Genomic DNA, 13489 nt, shown 5'->3' on the forward strand with positions numbered 1-13489 from the left:
GGCTGGACCGGTTATACGACCGCGCTGGCCGATGCTTACATCGGTTCGGGCCCGGTCTTCATCCGCCCCAACGGCTAAGAGTTTCAACAGGGTACCGCGTTACCCGAACCCGTTTCCCAGGTCATAGCAGTACCGCATCCCGGGCGTTCCGCCGTACGGAGGCCTGCCGGCATCTGCCAGCGGCCCCAGTTGCAAACGCCGGTCCGCTCATGGCGGAACTGGATCAGACCTGGATCAACGTTTTTGTCTGCAGGGCCGTCCTCCGACGAGGGCGGCCCTGCAGTAGTTAACGGATAGGTGCGCCTTGGCCCTGATTGGCATTGTTTTGGTCTGAGGAAGGCCGCAAACAACGTTTCATCAATGCCGCGGGGACCTCGTCCGAATTTCGATGGGCGAATAATTAGCGCAGCGGGCGTGATTCCGCTTACTCTAACTCTTGTCAGTGTCGAATCACCATGGCCGGGATGCAGCCGATCCCGCAGCCCCGGGCGTGGCCGGACGGACAGGAACGTGCATGCGCACACTCGTTCTGAACGCTGGATACGAACCGCTGGCGGTAGTGACCTTCCGCCGGGCGCTGCTTCTTGTGCTCACTGGAAAGGCGAGCATCATCGCTGAGGACGGCGAACCCGTCGTCGGGCCCAACGATATATTCGGCAGGCCATCGGTCATCCTGCTCAACCGTTACATCAAGATCCCCTATCCTCAGGACATGACAGTGACACGGCGGGGTGTGCTGCGCCGGGACAACTACGAGTGCGCCTACTGCGGAAAGACCGCCAACACCGTTGACCATGTGAAACCACGTTCGCGCGGCGGAATCGACAGTTGGGAGAACCTCGTCGCCTGTTGCCTGCGCTGCAACAATGCCAAGGGGGATCGGACACTGAAGCAGATGGGCTGGCATTTGCGCATTACCCCGCGCGCTCCCCGCGGCAGCCACTGGCGGATCCGTGAACTGGAGCGCCCGGCTCCGGCGTGGAGCGAGTTCCTCGACTCCAACCCGGCGGCTTGATGGGTCTGTCCGGATTCGACGCCGTCATCCTGGCCGGCGGCCGTTCCTCGCGCCTGGCCGGCGAGCCCAAAGCTCTGCTCCGCTACAACGGCCAATCGCTGCTGCGCCGCACCCTGAATAGCGTTAGAGCGGCCCGGCGCATCGCCGTCGTTGGTCCCGATGAGCTGCGCGTGGAACTGGAGGCCTTCATCGATGCCGAGCCCGAAGCCGCGGTGGTTCTGACGCGTGAAGATCCGCCTTTTTCGGGCCCCGCCGCAGGAATCGGTGCAGCAATCAACGTGCTGCGCAGGGGCATTGCCAAGGACGACGACGGCGGTGCCGCCTTCAGGGCGCCCCTCACCTTGATCTTCGCGTGCGACATGCCTGCACTGGGCACACTGCCGCAGCTGCTGCTTGATGCGGCAGAACGAAATCCGGCCGTGCAGCTGGTGCTGCCTGTGGACGCCGATGGCCGCACCCAACCCTTGGCCTCTTGCATCGACAGCGTGGCACTGGATGCAGCAGTGGCCGGATATGGCCCAGGCGGGCTGGTCGGAATGCCGGTACGGAAGTTACTCGAGGGGCTGGAATCGCTGAAGCTTCCGCTGGCGTCGACCGCGACCGCCGACGTGGATACCTGGGATGACGCGCAACGCTTTGGCATAGCACCGCCGGCACCGTAGCCTGAACTCATTATTGAGCTGTTCCTGCACGCGCTTTACGCCCGGCGCAGGGCGAAAAGAACATCGGAGGACCAGGTGGCCGGAGCCGAAGAAATGCTTGAACCTTTCGTCACAGAGCTGCTCGCAGCCCTGGAGATCGAGGACACGCCGGTAGACCTTGAGGCGGTTCTCGGGCTGGCCGGAGTAGCGGCCCACAGCGTGATCCGTCCGGCAGCGCCTGTCACCACGTTTATTGTCGGTTACGCCGCAGGGTTGGCCGCCGCAACCGGACAGGCAGCGCCGGCCGTGGCAATGCGTGCCGCCAGCCGAGTGGCGGATGAAGTCGCCCGTCGCCACGCTGCCGACGGAGCAACCGGAGCAACCGGAACAGCCGGAGCGGCAGGGGACGGAAGCGCTGGAAACGGAACTGGCGAGACCGGACAAGCGTGAGGCACCAGGAACCCTCCGTGAGATGGGACGCGGCGCGGGAACTGGCTTATAAGACGGGGCAAGACAACCGCGCACGCCCCGCGTCCGTGGACTTGGCGCGTTGCACCGGGCTGACGTTGGCGCACGATGTCGCGGCCGAGTTTGCCGTGCCGCATTATGCTTCCTCGGCGATGGACGGTTGGGCCATTGCCGGCGCCCCTCCGTGGGAGCTGGCCCTGCCCGGAACGACGCTCTCTCCGGGGCAGGCGACCCCCGTGGTCACCGGTGGGTTGATACCGGCCGGTACCGAAGCGGTACTCCGGAGCGAATACGGCGAGATGGAAAGCGTTGCGGAGCACACCCTGCTCCACCGCCTCCGTGATGTTCCGGCTACGGAGCCACCTCCCGGGCGGCACATTCGTCCGGCCGGCGAAGAAGCTGCTGCGGGGGAGCCGATCATCTCGGCCGGAACAAAGCTCACCCCCGCGCACGTCGCCATTGCCGCAGTCTGCGGCCACGACCAGCTCCCGGTTTACCCGAGGCCGTCGGCCGCGCTCTTGCTGACCGGGGACGAAGTCGTTACCTCCGGTGTTCCGGCGCCCGGGCAGGTCCGGGATACTTTCGGACCGACCTTGCCCTCGATCATCCATGTCCTTGGGGGCGAAGCTTCCACCTCCCGCCGCTTGCCGGATGACTTTGAGGCCACCCGCCGGGCCATCCTTGAGTGTGGAGGGGACGTTGTGGTCACGACCGGCGGAACCGGGCATTCACGGGCAGACCACCTGCGCCGCGTACTGGCCGAACTGCAGGCCGAGGTCCTGGCACCATCCATCCGCATGCGCCCCGGCCATCCCGCTCTGATGGCCCGCCTCTCCGACGGGCGGACGCTGATAGGCCTCCCCGGGAATCCGCTCGCCGCCATGATGGCACTCCTGACCCTCGGCGGCCCCCTGCTCGCCGGTATGACCGGCAGACAGCTTCCGGACACGGGCCGTGTTGCAGCCGGAACCAGGTTCGCCCCGCTGGATGGGAAAGACCGGCTGATCCCGTATGCGATGACCGGGGTGGGCGCTGTTCCCGCCGGCCATGTCGGTTCGGCGATGATGCGCGGGTTGGCCAACGCGGACGGCGTCATCGTGGTGCCTCCGGAAGGTGCCGCTGTTGGGCAGGAACTGCGTACCCTGCCGCTGCCTTGGTGAATTAAGCTGGCATCAATTAGCAAGGAGATTTTTATGGGACGCGTAACCCAGCGCCGCAAGGTGCTCAGACTCAGCCTCGACGGCCAGGCCAATCGCCGGATGGATACCCTCGCCGCGGAAGAGCCGTTGGAAATCAGGCTCGGCGGCAAAGCCTTCAGCATCACCATGCGCACCCCCGGGGACGATTTCGATCTAGTCGCCGGCTTCTTGGTTTCGGAAGGCGTGGTCTGGGAAGCCGCCCAGCTTGGCGCCATGCGGTTTTGCGCGGGCGAAGACGAACAGGGCCGCCAGACCTATAACGTCATCGAGGCCCAGCTGGCTCCCGGCGTCGCGCTTCCGGACACCTCGCTGGAGCGCCATGTTTATACCTCGAGTTCGTGCGGGATCTGCGGAACGGCATCGATCGATGCGGTCACCAAGAGCTCGCATTTTCCGATCTTGGGGGCGGACACGGCGGAGGCTGATCAGGACACAGAGAACGACGACGGCGCGCTGGCCGGCAACGCTTCGCGGCAATTGCCGTTGGCGACGCTGCTTTCCTTGCCCGATAAGCTACGTGAGCGCCAACAGGTCTTTGACCGGACGGGCGGTGTCCATGCGGCCGGACTATTCAGCTTCGACGGCGAGCTTCTCTGCCTGCGGGAAGACGTCGGCCGGCACAACGCCGTCGACAAGGTAGTGGGTTGGGCCTTGCGGGAAGGCCGGTTGCCGCTGAGCGACACAGTCCTGCAGGTTTCAGGCCGTGCTTCCTTTGAACTCGTGCAGAAGGCCTACCTAGCCGGAATCCCCGTATTGGCCGCCGTCAGCGCGCCGTCATCACTCGCCGTCGAACTCGCGGAGGAGTCGGGACTGACGCTGGCGGGCTTCAGCCGAGGTAACACTGTGAATATTTATGCTCATCCAGGACGAATTATCGGAGCGAAGGTCGAGATTCCCCTGTGACACGGGATACATTGGGGTCATGGCTCGCCGTGCACCTATTGATGACATAAATGAAGACTCTCTGGAAGTCCAGGATCCGAAGACAGCCGCTGCCGGCGTCAAAGCGGTCATGGTCTCCATGGAACGAGGACTGGCCCAAGCTGGCGTAACCCGGACCGTGCGCTCGATGCTCCGGGTTAACCAGCATGGCGGCTTTGACTGTCCAGGCTGCGCCTGGCCCGAATCGATCACCGGGAAGCGCAAGCCCGCCGAATTCTGCGAGAACGGCGCCAAGGCCATTGCAGAGGAAAACACCCTCCGGACCGTAGGCCCGGAGTTCTGGGCCGAGCATTCCATCAAGGACCTGGAAGAGAAGACCGAGTATTGGCTCGGCAACCAGGGGCGGATCACCCAGCCGGTTGTCATCCGGGAAGGCGACACGCATTATTCCCCGATCAGCTGGCCTGAAGCATTCGACCTCATCGGCGAACATGTCCGGGCGACGACGCCGGACCGCTGCGTTTTCTACACCTCGGGACGCACCGCGAACGAGACAGCGTTCATGTACCAGTTGTTCGCGCGGTCGCTGGGCACAAACAACCTTCCGGACTGCTCGAACATGTGCCATGAATCCTCAGGTTCGGCGTTGAACCCCACCATCGGCATCGGTAAGGGCACCGTTTCGCTGGAAGACCTGCATGAAGCCGAGCTGATTTTCGTCGTCGGACAGAACCCGGGTACCAACCATCCGCGTATGCTCTCCGCGCTCAGGGAATGCAGGGAGAACGGCGGAAAGGTCGTGTCCGTCAATCCGCTGCCCGAGGCCGGACTGATGAAGTTCAAGGACCCGCAGAGCGTTGAGGGGCTGGTCAAGGGCGGTAGCCAGATTTCCGATGAATTCCTGCAGATCAAGGTCGGCGGGGACCTCGCCCTGTTCCAAGCATTCGGCCATCTATTGCTGGAAGCGGAAGAACGCGTTCCCGGTTCAGTGGTGGACAAGGCTTTCATCGAGCAGCAGACCGAAGGCTTCGAAGCCTACCGCGAGGCACGCAAGTCCATTGACTGGGACGAAACCGAGAAGGCCACAGGGCTCTCGCGGATGGAAATCTCGAAGATTGCCGACCTGCTGGCCAAGTCCAAGGCGACCATCATTTGCTGGGCGCTGGGCCTGACCCAGCAGCCTCACTCGGTGGACACGCTGAAGGAAATCATTAACCTGCTCCTGCTGCAGGGCAACTTCGGCAAGCCCGGCGCAGGTGCTTGCCCGGTCCGTGGGCACTCCAATGTCCAGGGCGACCGGACCATGGGCATCTGGGAGAAGCCCAAGGAATGGCTCCTCGAAGCTCTGGACAAGGAGTTCGGCATCGAGTCGCCGCGCGAACACGGCTTTGACTCCACGGAAGCATTGCATGCCTTCGAGTTGGGTGACGTTGATGTTTTCGTGTCCTTGGGCGGGAACTTCGCGCTGGCCAACTCGGATACAGCGGCGCTTGAGGCAGGCATGAAGCGGGCCGGGTTGACCGTCCATATTTCCACCAAGCCCAACCGCTCGCACGTTGTCCATGGCAAGACCTCTCTTATCCTGCCCACCTTGGGACGGACCGATACGGATGATAAACACCCGAAGGGGCCGCAGTTCCTGTCCGTGGAAGACTCGATGTCTGTTGTCCACTCCACCCGTGGACGTCTTACACCTGTCTCGGAGCACCTGTTGGCAGAGCCGGTAATCATTGCCCGCATGGCGCAGGCCGTGTTGGGCGACGATCATGTTGTGGATTGGCGAACCATGGCCGAGGACTACGACGTCATCCGCGACCATATTTCCCGTGTACTGCCGGGCTTTGAAGACTTCAACCAGCGAATCCGCAACAAGAATGGGTTTGTGCTGCCCAATCCGCCGCGGGACTCACGCTCATTCGCCACGGACATCGGCCGTGCAAGGTTCACCGTGAGCCCGCTGGAATACCTGTCGGCCCCCGAAGGGCACCTGATTCTGCAGACCATGCGCAGTCACGATCAGTACAACACCACGTTCTACGGCTTGGACGACAGATACCGTGGCATCTCCAATGGCCGCCGGGTCATCCTCGTGCATCCTGACGATCTGAAGGAGTTGGGTTTCGAAGATCGCGAACTGGTGGATGTCATCAGCACCTTCCAAGGCACGGAACGCCGAGCGGACAGCTTCAGGCTTGTTTCCTATCCGACGGCACGTGGCTGCGCGGCTGCTTACTTCCCTGAGGCAAACGTCTTGGTCCATAGGGAATTGGTTGCACGTGAATCGAACACTCCCGGCTTCAAAGCGATCACCGTCCGGTTCGTCCCGGTCAAGGAAAGCGATACCGAGACTCTTGCCGCTGGGCAGGCTGAGCAGACGGATAGTGTTAGCGAGCTGATGCCGAGCTAACGGCCGCTGCACCATACGTCAGAATGGTGGTTCTTTTTCGTCGTCGGGTGGTTCCGGTGGTGGTGGTTTTTTGCGTTTGAGGCGGCGGCGGAAGTCGTCGGGCAGCGCGTCGAGGACCCGGTCGGTGAAGGAGGGCGGTCCGGCGCCGGTATCGCCGGGTCTGGTGGTGTAGGTCTGGTTCCCCGGCGTGGTGGTAGTGAATTCGCCGGGCCTGGTCTGGGTGACTTTCCAGCCGGCGAGGGATTTGAGCCGGTGGTCCGACCCGCAGCGCGGGCCGAGGTTGCCGAAATCCGTCCGGCCATGGTCCCCGTTGGCATGGTAATCGACCGTGTGGTCCAGGTCGCAGTCCTTCGCCGGGACATGGCAGCCCGGCGCCGTGCACGTCGTGTCGCGGTGCCGGACCGCGCGGGCCAGATCCGCCGGTGGCCGGTACACCGTTTTGCCGTAGGAGAGGATGGTCCCGGTCTCGGGATGCGTCAGGATCCGGTAGAACGACGTGGCGCCCTCGCAGAGTTTCCGGGCGGCGCCGGCGGGAATCGGCCCGTACCCGTCGAGGGTGGCCGGTTCCTCGTCCAGGCCCATCAGCGTGAACACCGGCACGGTCAGCGCGACCTCGGGCCGGATCCCGGCCGCCGGCCCGGACTCCATCCCCGCGTGCAGCAGGAGCTCGATAAAAACGTCCGCGCGCAGCTGCCCCACCGTGCGGTTCTCCGCCCCGGTCTGCAGGCCCCGCGCGGCCTGGGTGAGCCGGTCGTACGCGGCATAGGCTTCCTCGGCGGGCAGGTACGCGCCCAGGAACGCCATCCCGTCATCCGCCGGCTCCAGATACACGCTCCGGCACTTTTCCTGCCGTTCGCGGCGCACCTCGATGGTTTCCGGATTCAGTTTCTCGCGCTGCTTCCGCGCCGCGTACTGCAGCTCGCCCGGCGTTTTATCCGGCGCCTCGCCCAGCAGCGCCTGCTCGAAGCCGGGTTTCGCGCCGTCGGGGAGGGTGTCGCCCTGCCGGGTGATCACGCCCGCGTGTTCCAGGTCCAGCTCCCCGGCGGTGAGCGCGGCCAGCGTGCCCGGGTAATGTTCGCACAGCTCCTGCGCGGTCTCGTACCGGCCGCGGGCCTGCTTCTCCGTGATCCGGTACAGGCAGGCCAGTTCCCTGATCACGGACTGCCCGGCCAGCTCCTCCAGCCCGGCCCGGCTGGCCGGCGGCGTGCCCGGTTCCCGCGGCGGCAGCTCCTCGACGGCTGTCTGCCCGATCCGGTGGGTCAGGCGCACCAGGCCCGCGTCCAGCCAGGCCGTCAGCCGCCGCCCCGCGGCCAGCTGCTCCACCGCCGACCGGTAATCCAGCTCCGCAAACCCCCGCACCCCGGCGCCGGCTGCATCACCGCCGTCGGCAGCATCAACGGCATCACCGGGGTTGGTGGTGCTGGCGTTGGCGGTGGCGTGGAAGAGTTTGAACCAGTCGGAGGGGGTGCCGGCGGTGATCCGGCGCAGGCGTTCGGCGTAGTACTCCGCGTGGGTTTCGGTGAACAGGTCTCCGGGCAGCCCTTCGAGGTCCTCGGCGGGGCCCCAGCTGGCGGGGAACGGGCCGGACGGCGGCCAACTGGCCCAGGTTTCCTCGCGTTCCCAGGCGGCGAAGTCATCGAGGCCGGCGCTGGCACCCAGATGCTCCGGCTCCCCGACCCGGCCGGGGACGTCCTGTCCGGCCAGCGGGTCCTCGCCGTAGGACTCCAGCGTCGGCGGGTCCAGGACCGGGCCGCGGGCCTCTGCGTAGATCTCCTCCATGTAACCGGCCATCGTGGCATGCTTCGGGGGTTTGCCGGCCGCAATGTATTCGCGGGCGTGTGCCAGGCCGCGTTTGCGGTCCTGCGCAGCATGGACGTCCAGGCGCTCCAGGGCCTTGCGCAGCGCTTCCTGCCGCTGCGCGGCGGTCGTGGGCCGGCCCTCCTGAATGCAGCGCACCGTGAACCCGTGCTCCGTGAGCCCCTGCGCCCCGGACTCCTGCCCCGCGGACTCCTGTCCGGGGGCCGGGGAACCGGAAACCGGTGCAGACTGCTCTTCCGCTGCCATAACCTCAGTCCATCATCCGGCTGTGACAACCAAGAGGGATAAACACCACGTCTTCCGGCTTCGACGAAAGTTCTTCAAAAATCTTTTCCGCAACAGTTTTCCCCAGCCCGGCAGGAAGCACACAGAGGCGGGCCACACCGGGGCGGAGCGCGCCGGCGGAGACCGCGCGGCGAGTCTGTAGCCAGCCCGCGCGTATCCCGGGAAGCGATGACGAACACTTCTGCGTTGCCATGACACCAGTCCATCACCCGCCTCCGACAACCAGACCCGAATTCAGCACCGTCCACACGAACGGCCGAAGCTTTCTTGATCTGTTCGAATTCTGCCCTTGGAATCGAGCAGTTGCCCGAACCCTCAACGTCAGTGATGTGCGCGTCGTCGCCGTCGTAAAGGGAATAGGCGCCCGTGATTAGAGGTTGCGGCAGGTATGGAACTCGGCATCTATAGCTTCGGCGACATCCACCCGGATCCGCAGACGGGGGAGCGGACATCGCCGCAACAACGGATGGCGGATCTACTGGAGCGGGCCCGGCTGGCTGATGAAGTGGGCCTCCATTATTTCGGGATAGGGGAGCACCACCGCCCGGACTATGCAGTCTCTGCTCCGGTTCCCGTGCTGGCCGCGGCGGCTGCACAGACCAAGAACATCAAAGTTGGCTCCGCGGTCACGGTGTTGAGTACTGAGGACCCCGTCCGCGTCTACCAGCAGTTTGCAACGCTGGATCTGCTGTCCGGCGGCCGCGCCGAGCTGACCGCCGGTCGCGGTTCCTTCATTGAGTCCTACGCGCTCTTCGGTGCCGCTTTGGCCGACTACGACGAGCTGTACGAGGAGAAAATCGGTCTGCTGCTTCAGTTGGACGAGCAGGAAGTGGTCAGTTGGAGCGGAAAGTTCCGGCCCGCGCTCGACAACGTCAAAATCCTGCCCAGACCGGCCGGCAAACCAGGCGCGGACCATCTGGATATCTGGATCGCCACCGGCGGCACGCCCGCGTCGACCGTCCGGGCGGCGGCGCTGGGCAAGAACGTCATCTATGCGCTGCTCGGCGGCACCGTTCACAGCTTCGCACAGCACGCACAGCTCTACCGCACCGGAGCCGCAAAGGCGGGGCACGACGTCGGACGCCTGAAAGTGGGCGTCAGCAGCACCGGCCTGGTGTCGCGGGAGGACGCGGCGGATAAGTTCTATCCCCATTGGCTGGACTCGCTCACCCGGATTGCGGCCGAGCGCGGGTTTTCGAAGCCCAGCCGCGTCAGCTACAACATGCAGGCCGCGCGGTCCGGCGGCATTTACGTGGGCAACCCGGAGGAGGTGGCCGAGAAGCTGGTGCTGACCCACCATTACATGAAGCACGACCGGCATATCCTGCAGATGGACCTCTCCTCGGTGCCGCAGAAAACCGTCCTGGAATCCATTGAGCTGCTTGGAACCGAGGTGCTGCCGCTGGTGCAACGCGAGCTCTCGTCCGAATAAGACCTAGGCTGTATTAGTACATTCGTTCCCAGTTTCAAAGGAGTCAGCATGTCCATGGAAGGGGCGGCGTGGAGTTCGCTGTACCGACTCTCCATGTCGGACAAGGCCAAGCACGGGTTCTCCAAGAAGACCGTGAAACGTACCCTGGCGTTCGCAGCGCCCTACAAGGGCAAGCTGATCTTCTTTGTCATCGTGTCCATCATTTCGGCCGCTTTGGCGGTTGCGACGCCGGTCCTCGCCGGCCAGGTAATCGACGCGATTGTCGCGAAGACAAGTATTGAGACGATCGTCTGGCTGGCCGTCGTCATCGCCATCGTCGCCATCGCCGACGCGGCGCTGAGCATGGTCACCCGCTGGGTTTCCTCCGGTCTGGGCGAGGATGTCATCCTGGACCTGCGCACGGCGGTGTTCGATCATGTGCAGAAGATGCCGATTGCGTTCTTCACCCGCACGCGCACAGGAGCGCTGGTCAGCCGGCTGAACAATGACGTGATCGGTGCCCAGCGTGCCTTCGCCGGTACGCTTTCCGGCGTCGTCAGTAATTTTGTGGCTCTGGTGCTGACACTGATTGTCATGCTCAATACGTCCTGGCAAGTGACGCTGCTGGCGCTCGTTATGCTGCCCATTTTCCTGCTGCCGGCCAGGCAGATGGGGTCGCGGTTGGCGGAGATGCGCCGCGAGGCAGCCAACCACAACTCCGCCATGAGCACGCAGATGACGGAGCGTTTTTCCGCCCCCGGCGCCACGCTGGTCAAGCTTTTCGGCCGGCCCGAGGAAGAGTCCCGGGAGTTCAAGGTCCGGGCGGAGCGCGTGCGCAACATCGGTATCAAATCCGCGGTTCTGCAGTGGACCTTCGTCACCGCGCTGACCCTGGTCTCTGCGCTGGCGCTGGCACTGGTATACGGCCTGGGCGGGTTCTACGCCATCATCGGCCGGCTCGATCCGGGCGACGTGGTGGTGCTGGCGCTGCTGCTGACCCGGCTGTATGCGCCGTTGACCGCTTTGGCCAACGCGCGCGTGGAGATCGCCAGTGCCCTGGTCAGCTTTGAGCGCGTCTTCGAGGTGCTGGACCTGGATCCGCTGATCAAGGAAAAGCCCGACGCCGGTTCCGTCCCGCCGGGGCCGGTCACCGTTGAGTTCAAGGACGTCCGGTTTGCCTACCCTTCAGCCGACAAGGTTTCGCTGGCCTCGCTGGAAGAAGTTGCCACACTGGACACCCGCGGCGGCGAGGAAGTGCTGCACGGCATCAACTTCAAGGTGGAGCCCGGGCAGACCCTGGCGCTTGTCGGGTCTTCCGGTGCAGGCAAATCCACCATCGCCTCCCTGCTGGCAAGGTTGTACGACGTCGACTCCGGCTCCGTGGAACTCTCCGGCGTCGATCTTCGTGACCTGAGCTTCGATTCGATCCGTTCCACCATCGGCCTGGTAACCCAGGACGGGCACCTGTTCCACGACACCATCCGGGGCAACCTCACATTGGCCCGTCCGGAGGCTTCGGACGAGGAGATCTGGGACGTGCTGCGCCGGGCCAGGCTGGAGCCGATGGTCCGGTCCCTGCCGGACGGGCTGGAGACCATGGTGGGGGAGCGCGGCTACCGGCTGTCCGGCGGCGAACGCCAGCGGATGACCATCGCGCGGCTGCTGATCGCCCATCCGCAGGTGGTCATCCTGGATGAGGCAACCGCTGCACTGGATTCGACCAACGAAGCAGCGGTGCAGGCAGCCTTGACCGAGGCGCTCGAGGGGCGCACCGCCGTCGTTATTGCGCACCGGCTGTCCACCATCCGTTCCGCGGACCAGATCCTTGTGGTCGAGGGCGGCGAAATCGTGGAGCGGGGCACCCATCTTGAACTGCTGGCCCGCAGCGGACGTTATGCCGAGCTGTACCGGACGCAGTTCCGCACAGAAACGACTGAAACGCCTGCCGTGCCCTGAGGCAAAGCCCGCGTGCCCTGAACGGCGCGCGGTATTTTTTATCAGTGCTATCCGGTCCGTCATTCGTTACAGTGTCATAGGTTGCCTAAGTCACAGCAGAGTTTTGGGGAGCAGGGCTCATTAATGCAGCGCGGTAGTAATCTCGGCCGTCTTGGCGGCTACAACCAGGCGGTGATCCTGGATGCGATCCGCCGCGCCCCCGAAGGCATTGCACGGGTCGAGCTGGTGGAGCGCACGGGCCTGTCGCCGCAGACCATTTCCAACGTAGTCCGGCGCCTTGTCGACGACGGTCTGGTGCGGGAAGACCGCAAAACGGTTTCCGGGCCGGGCAAACCCCGGACGGTGCTGGAGCTGGAGGTGGCCAGCCGCATTGCCATCGGCATCCACCTGGATCCTGCCGTCATGACCGTGGTCGCCCTGAACCTGCACGGCGAGGTGGTGGCCAGTACCGACCACCGGATGCCGGGGGTGGGTGAACCTGACGGCATAGTGTCCCAGATGGCTGACGCCGTCGAGACCCTGATTGCCACCGCAGGGCTGGACCGCAGCCGAATCCTGGGCGTAGGCCTTGCCGCGCCGGGGCCCATCGACGGGATCGAGGGCATGATGGTTTCGCCGCCGATGCTGCCGGGCTGGGACCGGGTGCCGCTGCGCGAGCCGTTGGAGGAACTGATCGACCTGCCGGTGTGGCTGGACAAGGACGTGACTGCGGCCGCAGTGGCCGAGCTCTGGGCGAGCGACAGGGATGCGCCGTCCAGCTTTGCCTTCATTTATCTGGGGACCGGGCTTGGTGCCGGCGTGGTGCTGCAGAACGAGGTGCAGCACGGTTCCTCCGGAAACATCGGCGAGATCGGGCATTTCCCGGTGCCGGACGAAGTGCCTTTGTGCGAATGCGGCCGGCGGAACTGCGTCGGCATGAGCCTGAATTTCGTGACCCTCATCCGGCAGGGCATCGAAGCCGGGATCTTCCCCAAGAACCACGACGAGCAGGGACTGGACGGGACAACTGCGGCTATTTTCGAACTGACCAGCATGGCCGGAGCGGGCAACGCCGAGGCTCAGGCCATTGTGCACCGGGCGGCGCGGAACCTTGCGTTCGTCGTGGCGCAGGTGGCCAACGTGCTCGACGTCCAGCGGATCATCTTCGGCGGGCCGCTCTGGGACGGCCTTGCCGGTGTGGGCCTGCCGCTGCTGCGCGAGGAGATCCAAAAGCACTTTGTGGCGAAGGACATTCACCAGCTCGAAGTGGTTGGATCCAACCTCGGCGAGCAGGTGGGCGCCATCGGCGGAGCATGCCTGGTACTGGACCAGGCCTTCTCGCCCAAGACCCGGGGACTCCTGCTGGAGACGTAAAGAAACGTCACAAAGTGTATTTGAAGTCACATATGGCCGAATTTCTTCAGGTTA

At 64.5% G+C, this 13489-nt stretch carries 11 protein-coding genes; 9 read left to right on the plus strand and 2 right to left on the minus strand.

Features of this window, described 5'->3' with window-relative positions:
• Positions 1-514 precede the first annotated feature (514 nt).
• From AC3A4M_RS19620 to AC3A4M_RS19645, 6 genes are all read left to right on the plus strand, one after another.
• The gene (locus AC3A4M_RS19620) at positions 515-1015 is read left to right on the plus strand and encodes an HNH endonuclease (RefSeq protein WP_074699732.1); all 501 of its coding nucleotides are present in this window, start codon (positions 515-517) and stop codon (positions 1013-1015) included.
• A complete protein-coding gene (gene mobA, locus AC3A4M_RS19625) occupies positions 1015-1677 on the plus strand; it encodes a molybdenum cofactor guanylyltransferase (protein WP_498737891.1) in 663 nt (220 codons plus the stop codon). Before AC3A4M_RS19620 ends, mobA begins: the two co-directional genes overlap by 1 nt.
• Before the next feature lie 93 nt (positions 1678-1770).
• The gene (locus AC3A4M_RS19630) at positions 1771-2106 is read left to right on the plus strand and encodes a DUF6457 domain-containing protein (protein ID WP_498737893.1); all 336 of its coding nucleotides are present in this window, start codon (positions 1771-1773) and stop codon (positions 2104-2106) included.
• A gap of 17 nt (positions 2107-2123) precedes the next feature.
• Positions 2124-3284: a molybdopterin molybdotransferase MoeA gene (locus AC3A4M_RS19635; protein ID WP_498737895.1), complete on the plus strand. Its 1161-nt coding sequence runs from the start codon at positions 2124-2126 to the stop codon at positions 3282-3284.
• Between the two features lie 33 nt (positions 3285-3317).
• Positions 3318-4226 (plus strand): formate dehydrogenase accessory sulfurtransferase FdhD, encoded by a 909-nt coding sequence (gene fdhD, locus AC3A4M_RS19640; protein ID WP_498737897.1) that lies wholly within the window; start codon positions 3318-3320, stop codon positions 4224-4226.
• Positions 4227-4245: 19 nt separating this feature from the next.
• Positions 4246-6612, plus strand: a complete 2367-nt coding sequence (locus AC3A4M_RS19645) for an FdhF/YdeP family oxidoreductase (protein WP_498737898.1) — start codon at positions 4246-4248, stop codon at positions 6610-6612.
• A gap of 18 nt (positions 6613-6630) precedes the next feature.
• On the opposite strand, the gene AC3A4M_RS19650 is transcribed toward AC3A4M_RS19645, so the two are convergent.
• Together AC3A4M_RS19650 and AC3A4M_RS19655 are read right to left on the minus strand one after the other, a co-directional pair.
• Complete coding sequence (locus tag AC3A4M_RS19650) at positions 6631-8676, minus strand: HNH endonuclease signature motif containing protein (RefSeq protein WP_498737900.1); 2046 nt, start codon at positions 8674-8676, stop codon at positions 6631-6633.
• Positions 8677-8680: 4 nt separating this feature from the next.
• Positions 8681-8908: a hypothetical protein gene (locus AC3A4M_RS19655; protein ID WP_498737902.1), complete on the minus strand. Its 228-nt coding sequence runs from the start codon at positions 8906-8908 to the stop codon at positions 8681-8683.
• A gap of 195 nt (positions 8909-9103) precedes the next feature.
• Here AC3A4M_RS19655 and AC3A4M_RS19660 point away from each other — a divergent pair, with 195 nt between their 5' ends.
• The 3 genes from AC3A4M_RS19660 (at position 9104) to AC3A4M_RS19670 (ending at position 13435) form a co-directional block, all read left to right on the plus strand.
• Positions 9104-10147 (plus strand): LLM class flavin-dependent oxidoreductase, encoded by a 1044-nt coding sequence (locus AC3A4M_RS19660; protein ID WP_498737903.1) that lies wholly within the window; start codon positions 9104-9106, stop codon positions 10145-10147.
• A 48-nt stretch (positions 10148-10195) separates the two neighbouring features.
• Positions 10196-12082, plus strand: a complete 1887-nt coding sequence (locus tag AC3A4M_RS19665; RefSeq protein ID WP_498737905.1) for an ABC transporter ATP-binding protein — start codon at positions 10196-10198, stop codon at positions 12080-12082.
• Positions 12083-12205: 123 nt separating this feature from the next.
• Positions 12206-13435, plus strand: coding sequence for an ROK family transcriptional regulator (locus AC3A4M_RS19670; RefSeq protein WP_498737906.1), 1230 nt, complete (start codon positions 12206-12208; stop codon positions 13433-13435).
• Positions 13436-13489: the final 54 nt, after the last annotated feature.

The organism is Arthrobacter sp. Soil_C_60, from assembly GCF_057656375.1.